At 64.1% G+C, this 23,793-nt stretch carries 20 protein-coding genes and 1 pseudogene; 10 read left to right on the top strand and 11 right to left on the bottom strand.

The window, feature by feature from the left end; translation table 11 throughout:
* Window positions 1-78 precede the first annotated feature (78 nt).
* A pseudogene (locus IC761_RS03630) lies at window positions 79-341 on the top strand (hypothetical protein).
* 371 nt (window positions 342-712) lie between these two features.
* Window positions 713-2,722: a carbohydrate porin gene (locus tag IC761_RS03625; RefSeq protein ID WP_438265081.1), complete on the top strand. Its 2,010-nt coding sequence runs from the start codon at window positions 713-715 to the stop codon at window positions 2,720-2,722.
* A 49-nt stretch (window positions 2,723-2,771) separates the two neighbouring features.
* On the opposite strand, the gene IC761_RS03620 is transcribed toward IC761_RS03625, so the two are convergent.
* Entirely contained in the window at window positions 2,772-4,847 is a 2,076-nt protein-coding gene (locus IC761_RS03620) for a methyl-accepting chemotaxis protein (RefSeq protein ID WP_195801934.1), read from the bottom strand.
* A gap of 205 nt (window positions 4,848-5,052) precedes the next feature.
* Here IC761_RS03620 and IC761_RS03615 point away from each other — a divergent pair, with 205 nt between their 5' ends.
* A complete protein-coding gene (locus IC761_RS03615) occupies window positions 5,053-6,351 on the top strand; it encodes a hemolysin family protein (RefSeq protein WP_195801933.1) in 1,299 nt (432 codons plus the stop codon).
* 192 nt (window positions 6,352-6,543) lie between these two features.
* Here the strand turns inward: IC761_RS03615 and IC761_RS03610 are convergent, their stop codons facing one another.
* The 3 genes from IC761_RS03610 to IC761_RS03600 form a co-directional block, all read right to left on the bottom strand.
* Window positions 6,544-6,783 carry a PilZ domain-containing protein gene (locus IC761_RS03610; RefSeq protein ID WP_195801932.1) on the bottom strand — a complete coding sequence of 80 codons (240 nt, stop codon included), beginning with the start codon at window positions 6,781-6,783 and terminating at the stop codon, window positions 6,544-6,546.
* Window positions 6,784-6,889: 106 nt separating this feature from the next.
* Window positions 6,890-8,515, bottom strand: coding sequence for an FMN-binding glutamate synthase family protein (locus IC761_RS03605; RefSeq protein WP_195804541.1), 1,626 nt, complete (start codon window positions 8,513-8,515; stop codon window positions 6,890-6,892).
* A gap of 410 nt (window positions 8,516-8,925) precedes the next feature.
* Window positions 8,926-9,699 carry a ferredoxin--NADP reductase gene (locus tag IC761_RS03600; protein ID WP_195801931.1) on the bottom strand — a complete coding sequence of 258 codons (774 nt, stop codon included), beginning with the start codon at window positions 9,697-9,699 and terminating at the stop codon, window positions 8,926-8,928.
* Between the two features lie 373 nt (window positions 9,700-10,072).
* Here IC761_RS03600 and IC761_RS03595 point away from each other — a divergent pair, with 373 nt between their 5' ends.
* Entirely contained in the window at window positions 10,073-10,882 is an 810-nt protein-coding gene (locus tag IC761_RS03595; RefSeq protein ID WP_195801930.1) for an ATP-grasp domain-containing protein, read from the top strand.
* A gap of 199 nt (window positions 10,883-11,081) precedes the next feature.
* Here IC761_RS03595 and IC761_RS03590 read toward each other — a convergent pair whose 3' ends face one another.
* Window positions 11,082-12,002, bottom strand: a complete 921-nt coding sequence (locus tag IC761_RS03590; protein ID WP_195801929.1) for an amino acid ABC transporter substrate-binding protein — start codon at window positions 12,000-12,002, stop codon at window positions 11,082-11,084.
* A gap of 12 nt (window positions 12,003-12,014) precedes the next feature.
* Window positions 12,015-13,310 (bottom strand): dicarboxylate/amino acid:cation symporter, encoded by a 1,296-nt coding sequence (locus IC761_RS03585; protein WP_195801928.1) that lies wholly within the window; start codon window positions 13,308-13,310, stop codon window positions 12,015-12,017.
* A gap of 212 nt (window positions 13,311-13,522) precedes the next feature.
* Here IC761_RS03585 and IC761_RS03580 point away from each other — a divergent pair, with 212 nt between their 5' ends.
* From IC761_RS03580 to IC761_RS03560, 5 genes are all read left to right on the top strand, one after another.
* Window positions 13,523-14,524, top strand: coding sequence for an NADP-dependent oxidoreductase (locus IC761_RS03580; RefSeq protein ID WP_195801927.1), 1,002 nt, complete (start codon window positions 13,523-13,525; stop codon window positions 14,522-14,524).
* A gap of 157 nt (window positions 14,525-14,681) precedes the next feature.
* Window positions 14,682-15,485: a cysteine rich repeat-containing protein gene (locus IC761_RS03575; RefSeq protein WP_195801926.1), complete on the top strand. Its 804-nt coding sequence runs from the start codon at window positions 14,682-14,684 to the stop codon at window positions 15,483-15,485.
* 107 nt (window positions 15,486-15,592) lie between these two features.
* Window positions 15,593-15,808, top strand: coding sequence for a hypothetical protein (locus IC761_RS03570; RefSeq protein WP_195801925.1), 216 nt, complete (start codon window positions 15,593-15,595; stop codon window positions 15,806-15,808).
* Between the two features lie 190 nt (window positions 15,809-15,998).
* Window positions 15,999-17,153: an FAD-dependent monooxygenase gene (locus IC761_RS03565; RefSeq protein WP_195801924.1), complete on the top strand. Its 1,155-nt coding sequence runs from the start codon at window positions 15,999-16,001 to the stop codon at window positions 17,151-17,153.
* Window positions 17,150-18,763, top strand: coding sequence for a benzoate-CoA ligase family protein (locus IC761_RS03560; protein ID WP_195801923.1), 1,614 nt, complete (start codon window positions 17,150-17,152; stop codon window positions 18,761-18,763). The genes IC761_RS03565 and IC761_RS03560 overlap by 4 nt, the downstream gene beginning before the upstream one ends.
* A 9-nt stretch (window positions 18,764-18,772) precedes the next feature.
* On the opposite strand, the gene IC761_RS03555 is transcribed toward IC761_RS03560, so the two are convergent.
* On the bottom strand, window positions 18,773-19,285 hold the full coding sequence (locus tag IC761_RS03555; protein ID WP_195801922.1) for a MarR family winged helix-turn-helix transcriptional regulator: 513 nt from the start codon (window positions 19,283-19,285) through the stop codon (window positions 18,773-18,775).
* Window positions 19,275-19,907, bottom strand: coding sequence for a maleylacetoacetate isomerase (gene maiA / locus IC761_RS03550; RefSeq protein ID WP_195801921.1), 633 nt, complete (start codon window positions 19,905-19,907; stop codon window positions 19,275-19,277). The genes IC761_RS03555 and maiA overlap by 11 nt, the downstream gene beginning before the upstream one ends.
* 108 nt (window positions 19,908-20,015) lie before the next feature.
* Here maiA and gtdA point away from each other — a divergent pair, with 108 nt between their 5' ends.
* A complete protein-coding gene (gene gtdA, locus IC761_RS03545; RefSeq protein ID WP_195801920.1) occupies window positions 20,016-21,056 on the top strand; it encodes a gentisate 1,2-dioxygenase in 1,041 nt (346 codons plus the stop codon).
* Between the two features lie 123 nt (window positions 21,057-21,179).
* Here gtdA and IC761_RS03540 read toward each other — a convergent pair whose 3' ends face one another.
* Genes IC761_RS03540 through IC761_RS03530 form a run of 3 tightly spaced genes read right to left on the bottom strand, consistent with a single transcriptional unit; the run spans window position 21,180 to window position 23,785 of the window.
* The gene (locus IC761_RS03540; RefSeq protein ID WP_195801919.1) at window positions 21,180-21,998 is read right to left on the bottom strand and encodes an ABC transporter permease; all 819 of its coding nucleotides are present in this window, start codon (window positions 21,996-21,998) and stop codon (window positions 21,180-21,182) included.
* On the bottom strand, window positions 21,991-22,764 hold the full coding sequence (locus IC761_RS03535; protein ID WP_195801918.1) for an ABC transporter ATP-binding protein: 774 nt from the start codon (window positions 22,762-22,764) through the stop codon (window positions 21,991-21,993). The genes IC761_RS03540 and IC761_RS03535 overlap by 8 nt, the downstream gene beginning before the upstream one ends.
* Before the next feature lie 16 nt (window positions 22,765-22,780).
* The gene (locus tag IC761_RS03530) at window positions 22,781-23,785 is read right to left on the bottom strand and encodes an ABC transporter substrate-binding protein (RefSeq protein ID WP_195801917.1); all 1,005 of its coding nucleotides are present in this window, start codon (window positions 23,783-23,785) and stop codon (window positions 22,781-22,783) included.
* Window positions 23,786-23,793: the final 8 nt, after the last annotated feature.

Genomic DNA, 23,793 nt, shown 5'->3' with positions numbered 1-23,793 from the left:
GAACCGGTTTCGGCAATCCTCCGTCCAACTCCGCAAGCGGGCCACAACGGACTGTCTCAACCCGGATGGAGTTTTGAAATGTCGATCAAGACCAAAATTGCCACCGTCGTTCTCGTGGCGCTCACCGTCACCGCAGGCGTCGCTTCCACCACATCGGCCGCCCAAGCCAAGCCGCTCGGCTGGGGCGTGGGTGTGGGCGTCGGCATCGCCACTGCGCCGTCGTCGGCACCGCGATCGCCGCCAGCAACCAGCCCTATTACGGCGGCTATCACCGCTGCGGCTGGTCCGCGCGGTATGACGCCTTCGGCCATTACCTGGGCAGCGTTCGTACTTGCTACTGATTTGACGAGCTGAGGTCCGATCTCACGTGGATCCTGCGTTCGACACGGGCGCCTCATCCACCCCGTGTCGTGCCCCCGACCCCGCCCGGCCGTCCCCCCCGGGCGGGGTCATCCATTTTCAGGACCGGGGATTTGTTGCAGTCCAGTCACACAAGGATGCCAACCATCTTGTGCGACATTCCAGCCCAGTTGCTATTGCGAATTACTAGCAATAAGGTTCTCTGCAAGTGCAGTGGCTTGGGCGAAATCGCATTGCGTCGGGATCATCTCGTCGGATCGAGCGATCAGCCGGAACCTGATGACAGGATCGCCGCGAATCGGCAGGGATGTCGGAGTGGCTGGGGCATATTTGCGTCTTGGGGGCGTGCGTTTTGACGTTGAGGGGTTACCGACAGCAATTGTTGCGGACGGCGGCGGCGATCGCCACCGGCGTGCTGGTCCTGCCGGGTGCGAGCTTCGCCGCCGACCTGCCGCTGAAGGCGCGCGCCGCAGCGAGGGCCGTGTACGACTGGACCGGCTTCTATGTCGGCGGCCATTTCGGCTATGGCGATGCGAGCTTCGGGCCCGGCACCAATCCCCTGCCCGAGCAGGGCGTGGTGCTGCCGCACAGCGCCACCGGACTCACCGGCGGCTATCAGCTTGGCTACAACCGCCAGCTCGCAAACCGCGTGGTGCTCGGGATCGAAGCCGACTCCACATTCCCGAGTCCCGCCGACGGTCCGGCGCTCGCAAATTCACCGGCAGCCTTTCATACCACGATCGACTATGTCGGTACCGTGCGCGGCCGCATCGGCTATGCCTTCGACCGCTTCATGCCCTTTGTCACCGGCGGCTTCGCGTGGGGTCACACCCGCATCAACGTCAACGACGGCGATGGCGTGACCCCGTTGTTTCCGGTCGGTCACTATCAGGCGGGATGGACGGCAGGCCTCGGTCTCGAATACGCCGTCAGCGGCAATTGGACTGCGAAGGCCGAATACGACTATGTCGATCTGTCGCGCAAGACGTACGATCTCAGCGGCTTTGGCCTCGGCAGCGTCAATGTCGATCCGCGCATCCATCTGTTCAAGCTCGGCCTGAACTACCAGTTCGGCGACACGCCGTGGATGCCCGTGGTTGACGGAAAAACCAGGCTCCCCGAATCCGACGACTGGAACGTCCACGCCCAGACAACCGTGCTGCCGCAAGGCTACGGGCCGATCCACTCGCCCTATGCGAGCCCGCAGAGCCTTCCCGGCGGCGGCCAGTTTCAGGCGACGTGGACGACGACGGCGTTCCTCGGCGCGCGGCTCTGGGACGGCGGCGAGTTCTACTTCAATCCCGAGCTCGCGCAGGGCTTTGGCATCAACGGCACGCTCGGACTTGCCGGCTTCTCCAACGGCGAGGCGCAGAAGGCCGGCGCGCCGTTCCCGAAGATCCGCGCGCAGCGCTACTATTTCAAGCAGACCTTCGGTCTCGGCGGCGAGCAGGAGACGGTCGATGACGGCCCGAACCAGCTCGCGGGAAAACGCGACATCGATCGCGTCACGCTGATCGTCGGCCGTTTCGCCGTCGGCGACTTCTTCGACGGCAATTCCTACGCAAAGGACCCGCGCGCCGATTTCATGAACTGGGCGATGTGGGCGTCCGCCGCGTACGACTTCCCCGCGGATCTGCCGGGCTACACCCGCGGCGCCGTGGTCGAGCTCAACCGCAAGGATTGGGCGATCCGTGCCGGCCTGTTCCAGGTGCCGTCGGCCCCCAACAGCGACGTGCTCACCTTCAAGACCGGCGGCTCGGTGGTCGAGTTCGAGGAGCGTCATACGATCCTCGAGCAGCCCGGCAAGTTGCGCTTCGGCGTCTTCGCCAACAGCGGCAACACCGCCAACTATCGCGACGTGGTGGACCTCGCCGCCGCGAACCCGGCGCTCGACATCAACGACATCGTCGCCGCAACCCAGCGCACCCGGCTCAAATACGGCTTCTATGTCAATCTCGAGCAGCAGATCGTCACCGACGTCGGGCTGTTTGCCCGCGCAAGCTGGAATGACGGTCAGAACCAGATCCTGAACTTCACCGACGTCGACCGCAGCCTGTCGGGCGGCGTGTCGATCAAGGGCAGAAGCTGGGGGCGTCCGGACGACACGGTCGGCATCGGCGGCGCGATCAACGGCCTGTCGGCCGCGCATCGCGATTTCCTGGCTGCCGGCGGCGTCGGCCTCCTGATCGGCGACGGACAGCTCAACTACAGCAATGAGCGTATCCTCGAGGCTTACTACGCCTATTCGGTGATCAAGGGCGTCGTGCTGACCGCCGACTATCAGCTCGTGGTCAATCCCGCCTACAACGCGGATCGTGGGCCAGTGTCGATCTTCTCGGGCCGCCTGCACGCGGAGTTCTAGCCTGAAGGCAGGCCACCGGATTTGGCTATCTTCGAAGGTCGGTGATGCACTATGCCGCCCGGATCGCGTCGAGAAACCGGCCGACCTCGAGCTTGAGACGGCTGCTCTCGCCGGACAGCGACTTGGCTGCCGCAAGCACATTGGACGAGGCCGATCCGGTCTGGCTCGCGCCGTGCTGCACATCGACGATGCTGGCGGAGACCTGCTGGGTGCCGCGCGAAGCCTGCTGCACGTTGCGCGAGATCTCCCGCGTCGCCGCCCCTTGCTCCTCGACCGCCGAGGCGATGGCCGACGCGATCTCGGACATGCGGGTGATGGTATCGCCGATCGCCTTGATCGCACCGACCGAATCCTGCGTCGCCGTCTGGATTCCGCTGATCTGCTGACTGATCTCGCCGGTGGCCTTCGCGGTCTGCTCGGCGAGTGCCTTGACCTCGGACGCGACGACCGCGAAGCCGCGTCCGGCCTCGCCGGCGCGCGCCGCCTCGATGGTCGCGTTCAGCGCCAGGAGATTGGTCTGGCCCGCAATCTGGCTGATGAGCTCGACGACGTCCCCGATTCGCCCGGCCGCCTTGGCCAGCTCGCCGACATGGTCGTTGGTCCGCCCCGCCTGCTGCACCGCTTCGCTGGCAATGCGCGCGGAGTCCTGAACCTGCCGGCTGATCTCGTCGACGGACGAGGCCATTTCCTCCGCGGCCGCAGCGACGGTCTGCACGTTGGTGGAGGCCTGTTCGGAGGCGGTTGCGACGGTTGCGGTGATTTTTTCCGATTGCGCGGCCGTGCTCGTCAGCGTTCCCGCGGACGATTCCAGCTCGGCGGACGCCGAGGACACGGTGTTGATCACGTCGCTGATCATGGCTTCGAACTCACGCGCGATCTGGTCCATGCGCTGGCTGCGCTTGAGCTTCGCTTCGGCCTCTGCGGCAGCTGCATCGTCGGCAGCGGCCTTGGCGATCAGCGAGTCCTTGAACAGCAGCAGCGAGCCGGCGACCTGGCCGATCTCGTCATTGCGCCCGGTCGCGGGAATCTCGACCTCGTGCCTGCCGGCGGCAAGCGTGCTGATCACGCCGGCGAGCTTCGCAAGCGGCGTCACCACCCGGCTGCGCAGCATCGCCGTTACTCCGGCGAGCGTGCCGAGCAGCGCCAGCACCGCAATGCCGGCCAGCGCAAGCACCACCAGCGCGCCGTCGCGGGCCGCCGTGGCCCGTTCGGTCGCCTCTGCCAGCGCCGCGTCGCGTACGCCGAAGAACATCTGCACGGCCGGCACCACGGCGGTCGCGAGGTCATCGTTGGTGAGGCCGTATTTGCCGTCGCTGCGCGCCGCCGGCATCTCCTTCTCGACCACAAGGGCGGCATGTCCGAAATAGGCCTCGATGGCGTCCTTGAACGCCCTGGCAATCCGGGGCGGACTGCCGAGCTGATCGATGCCGGCCTCGACGCGCTCGCGATCGGCCTCCAGGCGGCCCTGCAACCGGTCCATCAGAGAGAATTCGGCGATCGTCAGCGGACGGCGGGCGGTCAGCGCGGGCGACAGCGTGGCGGCGCGGCCGCCGGCCGAGACGCGCAGATCCTGCGCCGTCCGGGCCACGCTCAGCAAAGCCGAGAGCGAGGAATCGGAAGTGGCGATGCCGGCTTCGAGGCGATTCATGATCGGCTCGAGAATGCCGATGATCTCGGCGACGCCAGGCAGGAAGTTCTTGATGGCGGCGCCATCGCGTGCGCTCAGGGGTACGCCCATGGCGCGATCCGCCGCCGTTCGAATCTCATTCAGCCGGCGTGCAGCTCGCTCGAGATCGGCAGCCATCGGTCCGGCGGCGTCCAGCGCTAGGATGGCCCGCCTTGCATTCTCGAAGGCCGTATCGGAGGCCTTCGACGCCTTCGCGCAGGCCTCGAGCTGAGCCGGCGTCGCCGGATTTTCCTGGAATATCGGCGAGATGTAGGGCGCGCGATAACCCGCAACGTACTGGCTGACCACCAGAATTGCGCCGAAAGCGTCGACCGCCTTGATCGCCTCGGAGCGGTTCGTGTAGATGCGCGCTTGGGGCACCAGCACCTGGGTGCCGAGAATGACTGCAAAAACCGTCACCGTCAGCATCGACAGCGCGAAAAGCTTCCCGATCCGCATCCTGGTCACCAATACAATCAGCAAATGCAGGGAACCTAGCTGGCGGCGGCTAAGGCGCCGTTAAGTAACGGCAGGATCCGTAGTTCCGCGGGGTGTCATCTGGTCGCGGCTCATTGGAGGCGCCGAATTCGCCGGCTTGGCATCCAAATGCCTATATCAAGGCTCGATCGGCCATCGGGCCATACTCCCTTACTGCGGACCATCAATGCTCTCGGTCGAACTCATCGTCGTCGTCGTCCTGATCGTCATCAACGGCCTGCTGTCCATGTCGGAGCTCGCCGTGGTCTCGTCTCGCCCTGCGCGGCTGTCTTTGCTTGCCGCCAAGGGCGTGCGCGGCGCCGAGCGCGCGCTGATGCTGGCCTCCGATCCCGGAAAGTTTCTCTCGACGGTGCAGATCGGCATCACGCTGGTCGGCGTGCTCTCGGGCGCATTCTCCGGCGCGACGCTCGGACAGCGGCTGACACAATGGCTGGCCGAGCTCGGTCTCTCCACCGGCATTGCCGACATCGTCGGCGTCGGCATCGTCGTCACCCTCATCACCTATGCGACCCTGATCGTCGGCGAGCTGGTGCCGAAGCAGGTGGCGCTGCGCGACCCCGAAAGCATTGCGGTGAAGGTCGCGCCGGCAATGCACTTGCTCGCGAAGATATCGCTGCCGCTGGTGTTTCTGCTCGATCTCTCCGGCAGGCTGATCCTCACCCTGCTCGGCCATGGCGGCAAGTCCGAGGAGAAGGTGTCGGAGGACGAAATCCATCACCTCGTCACCGAGGCTGAAAATGCCGGTGTGCTCGAGCCCGGCGAGAAGGAGATGATCGCCGGCGTGATGCGGCTCGGCGACCGGCCGGTCGGCGCGGTGATGACGCCGCGCACTGAAGTTGACGAGATCGACCTTGGCGACAATCAGGAGACGATCCAGGCGCTGATCGCGAACAGCCCGCATTCGCGCTTTCCTGTTTCGGACGGCGATCGCGACAAGCCGATCGGCGTGCTTCAGGCCAAGGATTTGCTCGTTGCCTATATGCGCGAGCGCACGCCCGATCTGCGCGCGCTGGTGCGCGAGACGCCGATCATCCCGGCCTCCGCCGACGCGCGCGACGTGCTCGCGATCCTCAAGGCCGCGCCGGTGCACATCGGTCTGGTGCACGACGAATACGGCGCGTTCGAAGGCGTGGTCACGGCCGCCGATATCCTGGAATCGATTGTCGGCGCCTTCCATTCCGAGGAAGGCCCGCCGGAGCCGGCCTATGTCAGGCGCGCGGACTCCTCACTGCTGATCTCCGGCTGGATGCCGGTCGACGAGTTCGGCGACCTGCTCGGCGTCGAGCTGCCGCCGCATCATCGCTACAACACGGTGGCGGGCCTGGTGCTGCAACAGTTCAACGTGCTGCCCAATGTCGGCGACGCCTTCGACCTCGGCGGCTGGCATATCGAGGTGGTCGATCTCGATGGGCGACGGATCGACAAGATTTTGGCGAGCCGGCTGGGTGAAGTCGAGACGGGATGAGTTGTGAGCCCACTCAACTCTCCACCGTCGTCCCGGCGAAGGCCGGGATCCATGGCCACCAAATTGAGTTTTGGCTAAGACTGGTAGTTGCGCGGTACCACGACCTGCGCGCTATCGATAAATCACGCAGTATGGGTCCCGGCCTTCGCCGGGACGACACCGGAATTTGTTGCGCGAGCTTGCGCCAGGCGCTCACCCGAACCTCACGCCGATCCGCTTCTCCTTGCGCCAAACCACCGTGCAGGGCAGATGCGCTCCGTCGGCCTTGATCGACAGGGTGAACTGGTCGGGGATGCCGACCGGGCTCGTGACGTCGAGCGCCGCGCCGGTATCGGAGAAATTGCGGACGGTGCAGTCGATCGCGCCGCCGCCGAACTCGATGGTTCCGGCTTTCAGCACGCGGTGCCTGGCTTTGTCGCGTCGCTCGTCCATGGGGCCAATTTACACCCGAAGCTGACACAGACGTTAAAGCACGCTCCTGTTCCCTGCAATTTTCACGACCACACGGCTTGGTGGTATCATTCGGTGGACCGGCGCTTCACGGCGCCGGCTGGAATGTATCCGTCCGCGCCATCCGCCAGGCGTCGCGGAACCGCGGATCTTCGGTGCCTTCGAGCAGTTCCCCCGGCCGCAGCGCCGGATAGAGCTGCGCAAAGGATTGCACCTTCGTCGTCGACGTCCGTTGGCTGAAGTGAATCGGACGTAGCTCCTGCGGATGTTCGAGACCGGCCGCAGCAATCAGCTCGGTCAGCGAGTGCAGCGTGGCATGGTGATAATTATGTACGCGATCGATCTTGAGCGGCACGTAGAGCGCACGCGCGCGCGTCGGATCCTGGGTTGCCACCCCGGTTGGGCAGCGGTCGGTGTGGCAGCTCAGCGACTGGATGCAGCCGAGCGAGAACATGAAGCCGCGCGCCGAGTTGCACCAGTCGGCGCCGATCGCCATCGCACGCGCCATGTCGAAGGCGGTCGCTATCTTGCCGGAGGCGCCGAGCTTGATGCGGTCGCGCGCATTGATGCCGATCAGCGCATTGTGAACGAAGTTCACGCCCTCGCGCATCGGCATGCCCAGATGATCCATGAACTCCAGCGGCGCTGCACCGGTGCCGCCTTCATTGCCGTCGACGACGATGAAGTCCGGATAGATGCCGGTCTCCAGCATCGCCTTGCAGATCGCGAGAAACTCCCAGGGATGGCCAATGCAGAGCTTGAAGCCGGTCGGCTTGCCGCCGGAGAGTCGTCGCATCTCGGCGATGAACTGCATCATGCCGACAGGCGTCGAGAAGGCGCGGTGTGAAGCCGGCGAGATGCAGTCCTCGCCCATCGCAACGCCGCGGATCTTTGAAATCTCCTCCGAGACCTTTGCAGCCGGCAGCACGCCGCCATGGCCGGGCTTGGCGCCCTGGCTGATCTTGAGCTCGACCATCTTGATCTGGTCCTGGCCGGCGACGCGCGCGAACGCTTCGGGGTCGAAGGTGCCGTCGAGATGTCGGCAGCCGAAATAGCCGGAGCCGATCTCCCAGATGACGTCGCCGCCCATCTCGCGGTGATAGGGGCTGAAGCCGCCCTCGCCGGTGTCGTGGGCAAAGCCGCCCTTCTTCGCGCCGGCATTGAGCGCACGCACGGCGTTCGGGCTGAGCGCGCCAAAGCTCATCGCCGAGATGTTGAACACCGAGGCCGAATAGGGTTTTGCACAATCCGGCCCGCCGATGGTGACGCGAAACTTCTCCTCGGCATGCGCTTTCGGCGCCACCGAATGATGCATCCACTCGTAACCTTCGTGGTAGACGTCCTCCTGGGTGCCGAACGGACGCTTGTCGAGCTGCATCTTGGCTCGCTGGTAGACCACCGCGCGGATGTCGCGCGAGAACGGCATGCCGTCCTTCTCGCTCTCGAAAAAGTACTGTCGCATCTCCGGGCGAATCTCTTCGAGCAGGAAGCGGATATGCGCCGAGATCGGATAGTTGCGCAGCACCGCGTGGCCTTTCTGCATGAGATCGCGGACGCCAAGCAGCGTCAGCGCGCCGAAGATGACGATCGGGATCAGCAGGATGTCGAAGATCTTGCGGTCGGCGATGCCGATGCCGATCAGAAGCGCGGTGACGACCGCGCAGATCGTCAGGATGATGAAGCGCGGCGAAAATGGAAGCAGCAGGGTTTCCATGAGACCCTCGGTCGAAGCTTGTGTCTTGTTATCGTCGGCCACAACCACATCCCTCTCGTCAGAATGACGGGGTACGATACGCCCGCGCCCCGTCTATGGATATGACGCGGCTTGGTCATCAGGCTACCGAATTCGCACGCCGCAAATCAATCCATCGGGCGCGCACTGTTGCAGTGCAACAGATCCAAACAGCAATAGATTCAATGAAATGACAAATCGGTGACCGTGGAGCTCGCATTGGCGCGAGCTTATGGCAGCGCCCGCGCAAGCGCTGCCAATAGCAAGATCGCGGGAGGATGGTGAGGATGGTGGTTGGCGTGCGTCTAAGGCAAGATGGCAGCCGCCTGGGGTAATGGGTTCTGGATCAGCGCTCCGCTGGTCCAGGACGCAGGAAGTCTGCCGAGCGCCGATCAGCGCTCGACGAACGCCTTCTCGATCACGAAATGACCGGGCTTGTTGCCCGCGCCCTCGGCGAAACCGCGGCTCTCGAACATCACCTTCAGCTCTTCCAGCATCGCCGGGCTGCCGCACATCATCACGCGGTCAGTCGCGATATCGAGCGGGCCCTGGCCGATGTCGTTGAAGATCTGCTCCGAGTTGATGAGGTCGGTGATGCGGCCGCGATTCTTGAACGGCTCGCGGGTCACGGTCGGATAATAGATCAGCTTGTCAGCGAGCAGTTCCCCGAACAGCTCGTCCTCGCGCAAATTGGCGACGAGCTTCTCGCCATAGGCGAGCTCGGAGACCTGGCGGCAGCCGTGAACCAGCACGATTGTCTCGAACCGGTCGTAGACGTCGGGGTCCTTGATCAGGCTCGCAAACGGCGCCAGCCCGGTGCCGGTCGAGAGCAGCATCAGCCGCTTGCCGGGAATCAGGTTGTCGGTGATCAGCGTGCCGGTCGCCTTTCGGCCCACCAGGATGGTGTCGCCTTCCTTGATCTTCTGGAGGCGCGAGGTGAGCGGGCCGTCCTGAACCTTGATCGAGAAGAATTCGAGCTCTTCCTCGTGATTGGCGCTCGCCATGCTGTAGGCGCGCAGCAGCGGCCGGCCATCGACCTCGAGGCCGATCATGGCGAACTGGCCGTTCTGGAAGCGGAAGCCGGTGTCGCGCGTGGCGCGGAAGCTGAACAGCGTGTCGGTCCAGTGGTGGACGGAAAGGACCTTCTCTCGGTAGAACGCGCTCATGGTTTTCGATATTCCGAATAGCTGCGGTTTCAGGACAAAGCGTTGCCCGGCCCCCGAAAGCGGGGCGAACACCATTTGTCATGGCGGAGGATTTCGCGTGTGATCTACGCGATATCGGCCAATAATCAACCTCGTTTGGGATGCAATTGATGCCGATCAAACCGGCATTTGCGGCGGAACTGGCCGCATCATTAACGGATCTGCTGCGCGGGGCGCCGGGCGGGCAATTTCTTTTCCCTCCAAGGCTCGATCACAGCACTTAATTTCCAGCGCGCTCGCGAGAATTTCATTAACAATAGCTCTGATTTTCACCCCTGTTTGGCGCCGTTTCCCGCATTTTTGCGGCTTTCGACGCCATGGACCGACACGACGCATGCCCATTCACGAGCGGACCTTCGCCCAGGCGATCAGGCGCTATTGCGCACGCCATGACATTACGGTCGATGTCCGTGCCGGCGGCTGGCTGATCGCGATGCGCAGGGGCGAGACGCGCCGCTTCGCCTTCGGCTACGACATCGGCCTCAACAGCGCGATCGCGCATCGCCTCGCCAACGACAAATCGGCCACCGCCGAGGCGCTTGGATTGGCAGATGTGCCGTGCATCGCCCATCACCTCTTCCTCAATCCTAAGCTAGGCGAGAAAGTTGTCGGCGCCGCCTGGCGAGAGACAATGCTCGGGCTGCTTCGCGACAATCCGCAAGGCGTGGTGGTCAAGCCGAACGAGGGGACATCGGGGCGCTCGGTATTCAAGGTGACGACTGAGGCCGAGCTCAACCACGCGGCCGGCGAGGTCTTTTCGATGAGCAGCGGGCTCGTGATCTCGCCCTATGTCGAGATCGAGAACGAGGTCCGTGTGATCCTGCTCGATAACGTGCCCCTCGTCGTCTACAGCAAGCAGCGTGGCTCGGATTGGCGGCACAATCTCGACGCCGGTGCAAAGCCGGTGCTGCTCGAGGACGGCGAGGTTCGCAGGACTTGCGTGAAGCTCGCGATCGATGCCGCGAGTTCGATCGGCATTGCCTTTGCGTCAATCGACGTGGTGCGCGTGGACGGCACCTGGCGCGTGCTCGAGATCAATTCCGGCGTGATGATGGAGGCGCTGGCGAAGCTGCATCCGCAGTTGGTGCAGGCGACGTATGACGCGGCGCTGAATCGGGTGTTTGGGGAGAGCGGCGGGGCCTGAGCAAGCGCCTCGTCCTTCGAGACGACCGCTTCGCGGTCTCCTCAGGATGAGGCTAACCGCATCGGTGTTATTGACACTGCGCAGCCGCGCTCTCCGTCCTCATCCTGAGGGCCCGCTAAAGGCGGGCGTCTCGAAGGATGTGCCGCAGAGACAGCGCACTCAAATACGCTTCCCCTCCAGGGGAGGGGAAGCGAGGTCACTAATTATTCGCGCTCGCGGAATCGTCCATTGCCTTGAAGGCTTCTTCCAATTGCAACGAGATCGGCACATTCATCCGTTCGCCAGTGGGCAGGCGGGCGATGAACCATTTGTTGTAGAGCGGCACCAGGTCGTGGTTGGAGCCGAGCTTGCGGAAGGTGCGCTCGACCACGGCCGAGAGCTGCGGCTCGCCCTTGCGGAACATGATGCCGTAGGGATCGTAGGACAGATAATCGCCGGTGACGCGGAACTTGTCCTGCGCCTTGTGGCGGACGATCAGGCCCGAGAGCAGGATGTCGTCGGTCGCGAACGCGTCGGCCTTGCCATCGGCGAGCATCTGGAACGATTGCTCGTGATCGGCGCCGACCACGATGTTCAGCCCCAGCGACGACTTCTTGTCGGCCGCCTGGATCGCCTGCTCGTTGGTGGTGCCCTTCGTCACCACGACGGTCTTGCCCTTCAGATCGACCAGCGCCTGCACGCTGGAGGCCTTCGGCACCATCAGCTTGGTGCCGGCGACGAACATCAGGGGCGAGAACGCGACGCGCTTGCCGCGCTCGGCATTGGCCGTGGTCGAGCCGCATTCCAGATCGATCTTGTTCTGAAGCACCGCGTCGATGCGATCGTCCGAGGTGACCTTGACGTAATCGATCTTGAGATTGGGATCGTCGACCTCGACGCCGATCTCCTCGACGACGGCCTCGCACAATTCGAGGCTGTACCCGATCGGGCGGTTGGCCTGGTCGAGGAAGGAGAACGGCGGCGAGCTCTCGCGATAGCCGAGCCGCACGGTGTGGGCGGCCTTGATGGCTGACAGCGTCGGGCTAAGCCCTTCGCTGCCGCCGGTCTGGGCGGAGGCGCCGGTTGCCAGCAGGCACGCTGCCAGCAACAGGCCGCCCGAAATCGCCGTCAAAGGGCGCATGACGCACTCCCGTCAGTGGCCGGCCATTGCAGGCACTTCGCCGGGCACCATATCGCCCGGCACGGCATCGCTCGGTCCCATCGCATGCTCGGGCCCAAGCTCGCCTTCCCACTTCGCCACGACCGAGGTCGCCAGCGTATTGCCGATCACGTTGGTGGCGCTGCGGCCCATGTCGAGGAAGGTGTCGATGCCCATGATCATGAGCAGGCCGGCCTCGGGGATGCCGAACTGCGACAGTGTCGAGGCAATCACGACCAGGGAGGCGCGCGGCACGCCGGCGACGCCCTTCGAGGTGATCATCAGGGTCGCGAGCATCGCGAGCTGGGTCGAGAGCGACATCTCGATGTGATAGGTCTGCGCAATGAAGATGCTGGCGAACGTGCAGTACATCATCGTGCCGTCGAGATTGAAGGAATAGCCGAGCGGCAGCACGAAGCTCGAGATCCGCGACGAGGCGCCGAACTTGTTCAGCCCCTCCAGCGTCTTCGGATAGGCCGCTTCCGAGCTCGCCGTGGAGAACGCGATCATCAGCGGCTCGCGGATCAGCCTCAGGAGATGGCTGTAGCGCGGTCCGATCACGACGAAACCGACGACCACCAGGATGCCCCAGAGGATGAAGAGCGAGAGATAGAAGCCGCCCATGAACACGATGAGCTTCCACAGCACCAGCAGGCCGTTCTTGGCGACGGTGGCGGTGATGGCGGCCCACACCGCGAACGGCGCGAACAGCATCACATAGCTCGTCACCTTCAGCATGATGTGGCCGAGATCGTCGATCAGCGACAGGATCTGCTTGGAGCGCTCGGGCAATGCGCCCATCGCCACCGAGAAGAACACCGCAAAGATCACGATCTGGAGGATCTCGTTTTGCGCCATCGCGTCCGCGATCGAGGTCGGGATCAGATGGGTGAGGAATTTCTCGATCGAGAAGGCCGAGACCGGCAGGCCGGTCGACTGCGCCTTGTCAGGCAACGTGCCGGGGAAGTTGGCACCGGGCTGGAGCAGATTGACCATCACGAGGCCGAGCATCAGCGAGATAAAGGAGGCGCTGACGAACCAGCCCATGGTCTTGGCGAAGATGCGGCCGAGCTTGGAGCCCGAACCCATATGGGCAATGCCGCCGACCAGGGTCGCGAACACCAGGGGCGCAATGATCATCTTGATCAGGCGGAGGAAGATCACCGCGATCAGGTTGATGGACGAGGCCCAATCTCCCCGCGTATCGGGCAGAAAGTTGAAGATCGCCGAGCCCATGATGATGCCCAGCACCATCGCGCCCAAAATGTATTGCGTAAACCTGTTCGACATTGAAAGACCCCCACGACACCGGCCGCTTCATGATGTCGCAGATATGACAAGGACGCAACACGCTTGGCGCGTGGTCGCGGCGACCGGATGTTCCCGTTGCGAAACCGAGGACGGCGATCTAGCCTTCATGCAGCGCACAACGAATGCGACTTGCACGTTTTGTTTGCGGCAGCTGCATCAATAATCGTCAAACAATCAACAAGGGGAACGCCATGAGTGGACAGATCAATCACCAAATTCTTCTGGTGGAAAAGCCCAGCGGCAAGCTCGGCCCCGAACACTTCAAGATGGTCGAGGGCGCGATGCCGGAGCCGAAGGACGGCGAGGCCTTGCTGCGCGTGCGATACATCTCGCTCGACGCCGCCAACCGGGCCTGGATGCACGGCGCGACATATCGCTCCGCGGTCGAAGCCAACAGCGTGATGGCCGGCGGCGGCATCGCCGAGGTCGTCAGCTCGAAGGCACCGGGGTTGGCTGCCGGCGACATCGTGTTCGGCGACACCGGCTGGCAGGAGTTTGCAGCAGTCGCCGCAAAGCATTTGACGAAAATGCCGAAGCTCGAGCCGATGACGCATCTGCTCAGCGTGTTCGGCATCGCCGGCCTCACCGCCTATTTCGGCCTGCTGGAGGTCGGCAAGCCCCGGGAAGGCGAGACGGTCGTGGTCTCGGCCGCCGCGGGCTCGGTCGGCTCGATCGTCGGACAGATCGCGAAAATCAAGGGATGCCGTGTGATCGGCATCGCCGGCGGCGCCGACAAATGCCACTGGCTGACCTCCGAGCTCGGCTTCGATGCAGCCGTCGACTACAAGGACGGCGCGGTGTTCAAGGCGCTGCGCGCCGCCGCGTCAAAGGGCATCGACGTCTACTTCGACAATGTCGGCGGTGACATTCTCGAAGCCTGCCTGCCACAGATGAACAATTACGGCCGTATCGCCTGCTGCGGTGCAATCTCGCAATATGACGGCGCGCCATCGGCGCATGGCCCGCGCGGCGTGCCCGGCCTGATCGTGGTGAAACGGCTCGTCGTGCAGGGCTTCATCGTGATGGACTACATGAAGGAGAGCCAGCGCGCGCTCGCCGAGCTCCAGGCCTGGGTGAAATCCGGCAAGCTGAAGGTGCAGGAGGACATCATCGACGGATTGCAGAACACGCCGAAGGCGCTGATCGGATTGCTCGCCGGCGAGAACCGCGGCAAGCGCATGGTCAAGCTCTGACGACGTAGTTACGTCGCAATTCCGCAGGTATTATCTACTTGCGGGAGTGGTCAAAGCGGCCAAAGATACCGCTCGCGAGGCATCACACTCGCGATGATTAAGCTTGCATCACATTTAATAAACGTCGGCATTACCGACAGGGCAGGAAATCGGTCAGATGTTTAACACGTTGAAACACGTTTCGACGCGAAGCGCGTTGCTCGCCGCTGCGCTCTTCGCAACTGCAACAAGTGCATTCGCGCAAGCGCCGACCGAGGCTCAAAAGAATGCGATCCGGTCCGCGTGCCGCTCGGACTTCATGGCGCACTGCTCGAGCGTGACGCCCGGCGGCATGGAAGCGTATCAATGTCTCCAGAGCCACATGTCGAGCCTGTCGTCGGGATGCCAGACCGCAGTTCGCGCGGTTGAGCCGGCGGCGGCTCCGAAGACAGAGGCGGCGCCCGCCAAATCTGAACCGGCAAAGACCGAAGCTGCGCCGGCCGCCGAGCCCGCGGCGAAGCCGGCCGCCGAAGCCGCTCCGAAAGCGGCCGCGCCAAAGAAGCCGAGCAGCGCACAGGTCTCCGCGATCAAGAGCGCCTGCCGCTCCGACTATCCAAAGGTCTGCGCCAGTGTGCCGCCGGGCGGCGCGCCCGCGCTCGAATGTCTGGAGAAGAACAAGGCGAAGGTGTCGGCCGCCTGTGCGAAGGCCGTGAATGCGGCGTCCGGCGGCGGCACCGCAGCAGCGCCCGCAGGCGCGGCTCCTGCGGCAGCGCCGGCAGCCGCGCCTGCCGTGATCGTTCTGCGCCCGCTGCGGCCGCGCGAGGAGTTGTTCATCGTCCGGTCGGCCTGCGGCGCAGATATCCGCACACTCTGCGCCGGCGTCGAGCCCGGCGGCGGCCGCATCGTGCAATGCATCGCCAGCAATGCCGCGTCGCTGTCGCCCGGCTGCAAGGACGTGCTCGCGCCGTTCGCCGCGCGATAACGACTGCGCGACAATGACGCGCGGCGCGTGAATGAATTTTCGCGCGCCTGGCGCGACCAACCTTTGCCTATATCCGATTTCGATCACCACAAGACCGGGAGGACAACATGCGCTCGATGCTACTGATCGCTTCTGCACTCGTCGCCTTTGCGGCGACCATGACGTTTGAGACCACCGATGCTAATGCGGTGGTGTGCGCCCGCGGCGTCTACCGCGCCGGGTGCGCCGGACCGAACGGCGCCGTCGCGGTCCGCAGGCCCGTACCGGCGGTCCGCTGCACCACCGTGCTGGTCAACGGGGTCTGGGTGAAGCGCTGCGTCTGACGCGCTTGTGGTCAACCCGGCCTCATTTGGCTATGATTTGCAGCTGACGGGTTCGGACGCGTGGACAGCGCGTGTCCGAAGTTGAGCTTCGGCGCGCCTCGCCTAGCCGATAATTCCGCTGGCGCGACAGGCCGGAGCCCATTAGTCTACCCCTAGATAGTAAGTATACTGTCAATTAGGGAGGCAGACGTTGCGGATCGCCGTGATTGGCGGGGGGCCCGGTGGGCTCTACTTCGCCTATCTCTGGAAGAAGCGTCATCCCGAGGATCAAGTCGACCTGTTCGAACAGAACCCGGCCGACGCGACCTGGGGCTTTGGCGTGGTGTTCTCCGATCAGGCGCTGGAGTTCCTGCGCGCCGACGACCCCGAGACGGTCGACGCGATCGCGCCGCATATGGAGAGCTGGGAGAACATCACGCTCAGCCTGCACGGCGACAGCGTCGCGCTCGATGGTGTCGGCTTCTCCTCGATCGGCCGGCTCGAGCTGTTGCAGTTCCTCCAGCAGCGCGCGCTCGACGCCGGCGTCACGCCGCGCTTCGACACGCCAATTCATGCCATCGACCAGCTCAACGGCCACGACCTCATCGTCGCCGCCGACGGGCTGAACTCGCTGGTGCGCCGCGCTTACGAGGGCGATTTTGGTACCTCGCTGTCGTACTCCTCCAACAAATTCGTCTGGTACGGCACGTCCAAGCGTTTCGACACGCTGTCGCAGACCTTCGTGAAGACCGACCGCGGCGCCTTCAATGCGCACCACTATCGCTATTCGCCGAACATGAGCACCTTCCTGGTCGAATGCGACCACGCCACCTGGCAGGCCTATGGCTTCGCCTATAAGGATGTCGAACAGTCCAAGGGTATTTGCGAGGAAGTGTTTGCCGACACGCTCGGCGGCCATTGCCTCGTCTCCAACAAGTCGGTCTGGCGCAATTTTCCCTGGGTCTGGAACGAGCACTGGTCGTTCAAGAACATGGTGCTGATCGGCGACGCGCTGCACTCGGCGCATTTCTCGATCGGCTCGGGTACGCGGCTCGCGATCGAGGACGCGATCGCACTGGTCAAGGCGCTGGAATCGGATGCGCATCTGACGACGGCGCTGCATCGCTACCAGGCCGCGCGAAAGCCGATCGTGCAGAAGCTCGTCAATGCCGCGCGCACCTCGGCCTTCTGGTACGAGCATTTTGCCCAGCACATGCAGCTCGGCCTGCTGGATTTTGCCTATAGCTACGTCACCCGCTCCGGCCGCATCGACGATTCACGGCTGCGCGCGATGTCACCGGCCTTCATGGCGCGCTACGAGGCCGCGAAGAACGACGGGGATGCGGCAGGCGGAGACGCTGAATGAGCAACGAGATTCGCGACCGGGTGCCCGCCGATAGCGCCGGCGCCCGTGAGATCGGCTTTGCCGTTCCGCAAGTCTACAACGCCAGCCGTGTGCTGTTCGACAATCTCGCCAGCGGCCGCGGCGACAAGCTCGCGCTGATCGGGCCTGCGGGCACGCGGACCTATGCCGAGCTCTGTGCCGAGGCCGGCCGCTGGGGCAACGGCTTTGCCTCGCTCGGCCTGAAGCGCGGCGACCGCGTGCTGCTGTTCCTCGACGACACGCCGGCCTATCCGGCCGCCTTCTTCGGCGCGGTGCGTGCCGGCTTCGTGCCGCTCCTGATCAACACGCTGACGCCACCGGATCTACTGCAATTCTATCTCGCCGATTCCGGCGCGCGTGTTGCGGTCGCCGAGTCCGAGTTCTGCGCGCGCTTCAATGCGGAGGCGTGCAAGGACACGAGCCTGCGCACGCTGATCGTCGTCAACGGCGAGGTCGGCGACCATGCTGCGCCGCAGGCGCTGGCCGCTGCAAGCTGGCTCGCGCAATTCCCGATTGAGCTGGTCGAAGCCGATACGCATCGCGACGAGATGGCGTTCTGGATGTACTCGTCCGGCTCGACCGGCCGGCCCAAGGGCATCGTGCATCTCCAGCACGACATGGCCTATAGCGAGATTGCCTTTGCGCGGAACGTGCTGAAGCTGACGCCGGACGACATCTGCTTTTCGGTGCCAAAAATCTTCTTCGCCTACGGCTTTGGCAATTCCGTCACCTTTCCGTTCTCGGCGGGCGCAGCCACGCTGTTGCTGCCGGGCCAACCCAAACCTGCGGCGATCTTTGCTGCCATCGAGCAGTACAAGCCGACGGTCTTCTTCGGCCTGCCGACGCTCTACACGTCGCTGACCAAGGCCGAGGGGGCGGACAAGACCGACTTCTCGTCGCTGCGCATGGCGCTCTCGGCAGCCGAAGTCCTGTCGGCCGAAGTCTTCAACGGCTGGAAGGCGCTCACCGGCCTCGAGATCGTCGAAGGTCTCGGCTCGACCGAGGTGCTGCACATCTATCTCTCCAACCGCCCCGAACAGAAGAAGCTCGGCGCCGCAGGCCTGCGCGTGCCCGGCTACGAGGTCACCCTGCGCGACAAGGACGGAAGCGAGGTCGGCGACAACGAGGAAGGCATTTTGTGGGTGCGCGGCGATTCCAACACGCCGCTGTACTGGAACCGGCCGGACAAATCCGCCGAAACCATCCGCGAGGATGGGTGGATCTACACCGGCGACCGCTTCGTCCGCGACAGCGACGGTTTTCATTTCTTCCGCGGCCGCGCCGATGATCTCATCAAGATCTCCGGGCAGTGGGTCTACCCGCTCGAGGTCGAGCTGTGCCTCGCCGACCATCCCGACATCCGGGAATGCGCGGTGTTCGCCGCGGAGCTGCCGGATCGCCGCATGACGCTGAAGGCCGTGGTGGTGATGAACAACCGCGCCGCCGACCAGAACGAGGCGACGCGGCGACTCCAGGATTATGTGAAGGGCAAACTCTTGCCCTACAAATATCCGCGCGAGGTGATTTTTATTGACGAGCTGCCGAAGACGGGTACGGGGAAGATTGATCGGCAGGCGTTGTTGCGGATGTGAGGGCTGCCCTCACCCCGCCTTGCCCAGGTGCTCCAGCGCGTCCTCGGCCCGCAGCGGCACGCGTGAGGCCTCGTTGTTGAGATCGACGAGCTGCACCAACAAACTCATCAGTGCCTTGCGCTCAGTGGGCTTCAGCGGCTCCAGCATGCGCGCCTGCGCACCCTCGACGGCCGGAATGATCTCGCGCAGGATCGCGGTGCCCGACTTGGTCAAATAAAGCAGCTTGATTCGCTTGTCCTCGGGTGCGGGCTTGCGCTCGATATAGTCCTTGGCCTGGAGCCGCTCGATCACGCTGCCGAGCGTGGAGCGGTCGAAGGCGATCACAGCGGACAGCCGCGTCGCGTCAATGCCGGGATGGGTGTGGATCGCGATCAGCGCGGCATATTGCACCGGTGTGAGATCGAACGCCTTGCACTCCTCCATGAAGATCGAGACCGCGATCTGCTGCATGCGCCGGAACAGATATCCCGGCGCGGCGTAGACCGCGTCCATCGTGATCGGAGGGAGAGGCTTACTCGGCATCGGGCTGCTTCTCCGGTACGGCGTTGGCGAAGGCGGGCAATGCCTTCGCGGCGGCTTCCGCCGTGAGCAGCCGCGGATAGGCCGACACATCGACGCCGAACCGGCGGGCGTTGGCAAGCTGTGGTACAATGCAGAGATCGGCGAGCGTCGGTGTGCCCCCGAAGCAGAACGGCCCCCTCTCGTCCTTGATCAGCGTCTCGCAGGCCGACAGCCCCTCGCGGTTGACCCAGGCCGCCCAGTCCTGAACCTTCTCCTCGGGCAGGCCAAGCTCGCGCAGGCGCGCCAGCACCTTCAGATTCTGCACCGGGTGGGTGTCGCAGGCGATCGCCATCGCGAACGCCCGCACCTTGGCACGCTGCAAAGGATCCTTCGGCAGCAGCGGCGGATTGGGATGGGTCTCTTCCAGCCATTCGATGATGGCGACCGATTGGGTCAGCACCGCACCCGCATCATTCTCTAACGCCGGCACCAGGCCTTGCGGGTTGATGGCGAGATAGGCGGGCGCGCATTGTTCGCCCTTGCGAAGATGATGGGGCAGGTGCTCGGCGGCAAGGCCTTTGAGGTTCAGTGCAATCCGCACGCGGTAAGCGGCGCTGGAGCGGAAATAGCCGTGCAGCTTCATCGAGACCTCCCTCTCGGTTTCTTGTCCTTGTACGGCGTTCGTCACGTTGACGCTACCTAGACTGTAAGTATACTGTCAATTGGCAAAAGAACCACAGGGAGGCGCGCCATGGAAGCCGTGACCAAGACGCCGGAACGCGAGGCGTTTTACAGGAAGATCGACGGCGAGAATCTCACTGCGCTGTGGACGGTGATGAGCGATCTGATCACGCCGGAGCCGAAGAGCGCCTGCCGGCCGCACCTCTGGAAGTTCGACACCATCCGCGACTACATGACCGAGGCCGGCAGGCTCATCACCGCCAAAGAGGCCGAGCGGCGCGTGCTCGTGCTCGAGAACCCCGGTCTGCGCGGACAATCCAAGATCACGACCTCGCTCTATGCCGGCGTGCAGATGGTGGTGCCGGGCGACGTCGCGCCCGCGCATCGCCACAGCCAGTCGGCACTGCGCTTCGTGCTCGAAGGCAAGGGCGCGCACACGGCCGTGGACGGCGAACGCACTGCGATGGAGCCCGGCGACTTCATCATCACGCCGTCGATGACCTGGCACGATCATTCGAACGAAACGAGTGAACCGATGTTCTGGCTCGACGGCCTCGACATTCCGCTGGTTCAGTTCTTCGACTGCTCCTTTGCGGAAGGCTCGACGGAAGACCAGCAGAAGATCACCAAGCCCGCCGGCGACAGCTTCGCGCGCTACGGCCACAATTTGCTTCCAGTCGACGTGAAGCGAAGCTCAAAAACCTCGCCGATCTTCAGCTATCCCTATGCCTACACCCGCGAGGCGCTGGAGAAGGCTCGCACGAGCCGGGAGTGGGACGCCTGCCACGGGCTGAAGCTGAAATTCAGCAACCCCGAGACCGGCGATTTTGCGATGCCGACCATCGGGACCTTCATCCAGCTGCTGCCCAAGGGCTTCAAGACCGCGCGCTATCGCGCGACCGACGCGACGGTGTTCTGTCCGATCGAAGGCCGTGGCCGCAGCCACATCGGCGATGCCGTTTTCGAATGGGGCCCGCGCGATCTGTTCGTGGTGCCGAGCTGGCAATGGGTGACGCACGAGACGGATGAGGATGCCGTGCTGTTCAGCTTCTCGGATCGGCCGGTGCAGCAAAAGCTGGATCTGTTTCGCGAGGATCGCGGGAACGCGTGACAGTCACCGGTCTCGTAGGGTGGACAAAGGCGCAACGCGCCGTGCCCACCACGCCTCCGCGAGGATTGCAAGAATTGGTGGACACGCTTCGCTTTGCCCACCCTACGGCAGCGCGGATTGCGGCTATCGCCAGTGCAACAGCTTGGTCTCGAGGAGATTGATCACCTTCCCCACCACAAGCCCGAACACCGACAGGATCACCACGCCCGCGAGCAGCTGATCCGTCTGCATCAGATTGCCGGCCTGCAGCACGAAGGCGCCGATGCCGTATTGCGCGCCGATCATCTCGGCACTGACGACGAGCAGAAGCGCGACCGACGCCGTGATACGGAAGCCGGCGAGGATCGCGGGCAGCGCGCCCGGCCAGATCACCTTGCGCACGATGGTGGCGAACGGGACGTTGAAACTTTGCGCCATGCGGATGAGATTGCGCGGCACCGCGTCGACGCCGCTATAGACCGAGATCGCGGTCGAAAAGAAGACGCCGAGCGCAATGGTCGCGATCTTCGGCTCTTCACCGATGCCGAGCCAGAGGATCAACAGCGGGAGCAGCGCGATCTTCGGGATCGGGAACAGCGCCGAGATGAAGGTGATGCCGACGCTGCGTGCCAGCCGTGACAGGCCGATCGCAAAACCGACGGCGACGCCGGCCGCCGTCCCGAGCAGCCAGCCGACGCCGATGCGCAGCAGCGAGGCCGACAGATGCTGCCAGAGCGCGCCCGACATCGCGAGCTCGTAGATCGCCCGTACGATCGCGGATGGCGCCGGCAGGAACAGCGGATTGACGAGCCTGGCGCTGCCGGCAGCCTGCCAGATCACGATGACGAGGGCGAGCGCGATCCAGCCGCCAAAGCGGCTCGACGCAGGAACGAAGCCTGCGCCGCGAAAGTGGACGCGCCGGGTCGTGTCATCCTTTGCGGATGTCGTCGCGCGATCAAGCATGCTGGACCTCTCGCTCGGCATCGATCGCCTCGTTGCGGATCAGCGACCAGATCTGATTTTGAAGCGCCAGCAGTTCTTCGCGCGCCGCGGTCTCGCCGCGTTCGGCGCGCGTTATCGGCACGGCCACGACCTCGCGGATTCGCCCCGGCCGGCGCGACAGCACGACGATGCGATCCGCGAGCCGCGCGGCCTCTTCGAGATTATGGGTGACATAGACCGCGCCCATGCCGCCATCGGCCAGCAGGCGGACGAAATCTTCCATCAGCAGCTCGCGGGTCTGCGAATCCAGCGCCGACAGCGGCTCGTCCATCAGGAGAATGGCCGGCTTCACCGCGAGCGCGCGCGAAATGCCGACGCGCTGGCGCATCCCGCCGGAGAGCTGCTTTGGGTAAGTCGCGCGAAAGTCGGTCAGGCCGGTACGACGCAGCGCGTCGTCGACCAGCGCGCGGCGTTGCGCAGCCGAGAGCTGGGTATGCAGCAGCGGGAATTCGACGTTCTCCTCCACCGTCGCCCAGGGCAGCAGTGCAAAATCCTGGAACACGAAGGTCAGCGGATTGAGGCTGTCCGCCGGCGGCGCGCCGCGCAGCTCAGGCGCGCCCGAGGTCGGCTGCAACAGCCCGCCGAGGATCGACAGAAGCGTGCTCTTGCCGCAGCCCGACGGCCCCACGATCGCCACGACCTCGCCCGCGCTGACTGCGAAGGAGATGTCGTCGAGCACGGCGAGGTCGCCGAAGTGGTGGCTGATATGGTTGGCGATCAGGTCCATGTGCTGCGTTCTACTCTCAATCCGCCTTCACAAGGTCCTTGGCGATGATCGCATTCGCGTCAAAGCCCTTGTCGGCAAAGCCCTGCTCTTGCAGCCATTTGATCTGGTTGTCGACGTTCTTCACATCCAGCCTGCCGTCCGGATCGATATAGGCGCAATTGCCGACCACTTGCTCCACCGGCAGATTCGTATATTTGGCGATGATCTCCAGCAGCGGTTTTGTCTGCTCGTTGATCGGCGCGACACCGTCCTTCATCGCGGCAAGGATGACGTGGTGATATTCGCGGTCAGCCTTGGCGAGCACACCGAGAAATTTTGTCACCAGCACCTTGTTGGTCAGCGTCTTCGGCGAGGCGAACACGGCACCCAATTGCCAGGGCGTCTCGTCGCCGACCCAGCCCAAAAACTTCGCGCCGCCGTCATCCATCAGCTTTCGCGCCGTCGAGATCGGCAGCAATGCCGCGTCGACCGTCTCACCCTTCAGCGCGGCGGCCGCATTCGACAGCGATTGCAGCGGCACGATCTTCACGTCGGCGAGCCTGAAGCCGTATTTGTCCGCGAGCAGGCCGAGCGAATAATGGAAGGACGAACCAACCTGCGTCACGGCGATGCGCTTGCCGGCGAGGTCCTTCGGCGTCTTCAGCCCGGCGGCGTAGGCATTGTTGCTGGCGAAATAGCCGATCAGGGGATAGCCGGCCTTTTCGCGGCTCATGCCGCCGATCACCTTCAGCACGCCCTTGCCGGCGAGATTGTAGAGACCCGCGGTGAACGCGGTGACGCCGAAATCGACGTCGCCCGAGGTGGTCGCGACCGCGATCGGCTGCGCCGCATCGAAGAATTTCAGCTCGACGTCGAGGCCGGCCTCGCGGAAATAGCCCTTGTCCTGCGCAATGAAGACGGGCGCGGAGGACGACAGGCGGAGCACGCCGATCTTGGCCTTCAGCGCGTCCTCGGCCCGGGCCGTGCCCATCGCCATGATCGCCACCAGGCCGGCAGCTGCGAGCCGCGCAATCCCGATCATCCCGTTTC

This window comes from Bradyrhizobium commune (assembly GCF_015624505.1).
Taxonomy (GTDB): domain Bacteria; phylum Pseudomonadota; class Alphaproteobacteria; order Rhizobiales; family Xanthobacteraceae; genus Bradyrhizobium; species Bradyrhizobium commune.
This window is presented reverse-complemented; position numbering and strand designations above follow the sequence as displayed.

Excerpts from the sequence above, each read along its gene's own strand:
- IC761_RS03620 (WP_195801934.1), bottom strand. The coding sequence starts at position 4,847 with ATGCGGATCGGGAAGCTTTTCGCGCTGTCGATGCTGACGGTGACGGTT.
- IC761_RS03615 (WP_195801933.1), top strand. The coding sequence starts at position 5,053 with ATGCTCTCGGTCGAACTCATCGTCGTCGTCGTCCTGATCGTCATCAAC.
- IC761_RS03610 (WP_195801932.1), bottom strand. The coding sequence starts at position 6,783 with ATGGACGAGCGACGCGACAAAGCCAGGCACCGCGTGCTGAAAGCCGGA.
- IC761_RS03605 (WP_195804541.1), bottom strand. The coding sequence starts at position 8,515 with ATGGAAACCCTGCTGCTTCCATTTTCGCCGCGCTTCATCATCCTGACG.
- IC761_RS03600 (WP_195801931.1), bottom strand. The coding sequence starts at position 9,699 with ATGAGCGCGTTCTACCGAGAGAAGGTCCTTTCCGTCCACCACTGGACC.
- IC761_RS03595 (WP_195801930.1), top strand. The coding sequence starts at position 10,073 with ATGCCCATTCACGAGCGGACCTTCGCCCAGGCGATCAGGCGCTATTGC.
- IC761_RS03590 (WP_195801929.1), bottom strand. The coding sequence starts at position 12,002 with ATGCGCCCTTTGACGGCGATTTCGGGCGGCCTGTTGCTGGCAGCGTGC.
- IC761_RS03585 (WP_195801928.1), bottom strand. The coding sequence starts at position 13,310 with ATGTCGAACAGGTTTACGCAATACATTTTGGGCGCGATGGTGCTGGGC.
- IC761_RS03580 (WP_195801927.1), top strand. The coding sequence starts at position 13,523 with ATGAGTGGACAGATCAATCACCAAATTCTTCTGGTGGAAAAGCCCAGC.
- IC761_RS03575 (WP_195801926.1), top strand. The coding sequence starts at position 14,682 with ATGTTTAACACGTTGAAACACGTTTCGACGCGAAGCGCGTTGCTCGCC.
- IC761_RS03570 (WP_195801925.1), top strand. The coding sequence starts at position 15,593 with ATGCGCTCGATGCTACTGATCGCTTCTGCACTCGTCGCCTTTGCGGCG.
- IC761_RS03560 (WP_195801923.1), top strand. The coding sequence starts at position 17,150 with ATGAGCAACGAGATTCGCGACCGGGTGCCCGCCGATAGCGCCGGCGCC.
- IC761_RS03555 (WP_195801922.1), bottom strand. The coding sequence starts at position 19,285 with ATGCCGAGTAAGCCTCTCCCTCCGATCACGATGGACGCGGTCTACGCC.
- maiA (WP_195801921.1), bottom strand. The coding sequence starts at position 19,907 with ATGAAGCTGCACGGCTATTTCCGCTCCAGCGCCGCTTACCGCGTGCGG.
- gtdA (WP_195801920.1), top strand. The coding sequence starts at position 20,016 with ATGGAAGCCGTGACCAAGACGCCGGAACGCGAGGCGTTTTACAGGAAG.
- IC761_RS03540 (WP_195801919.1), bottom strand. The coding sequence starts at position 21,998 with ATGCTTGATCGCGCGACGACATCCGCAAAGGATGACACGACCCGGCGC.
- IC761_RS03535 (WP_195801918.1), bottom strand. The coding sequence starts at position 22,764 with ATGGACCTGATCGCCAACCATATCAGCCACCACTTCGGCGACCTCGCC.
- IC761_RS03530 (WP_195801917.1), bottom strand. The coding sequence starts at position 23,785 with ATGATCGGGATTGCGCGGCTCGCAGCTGCCGGCCTGGTGGCGATCATG.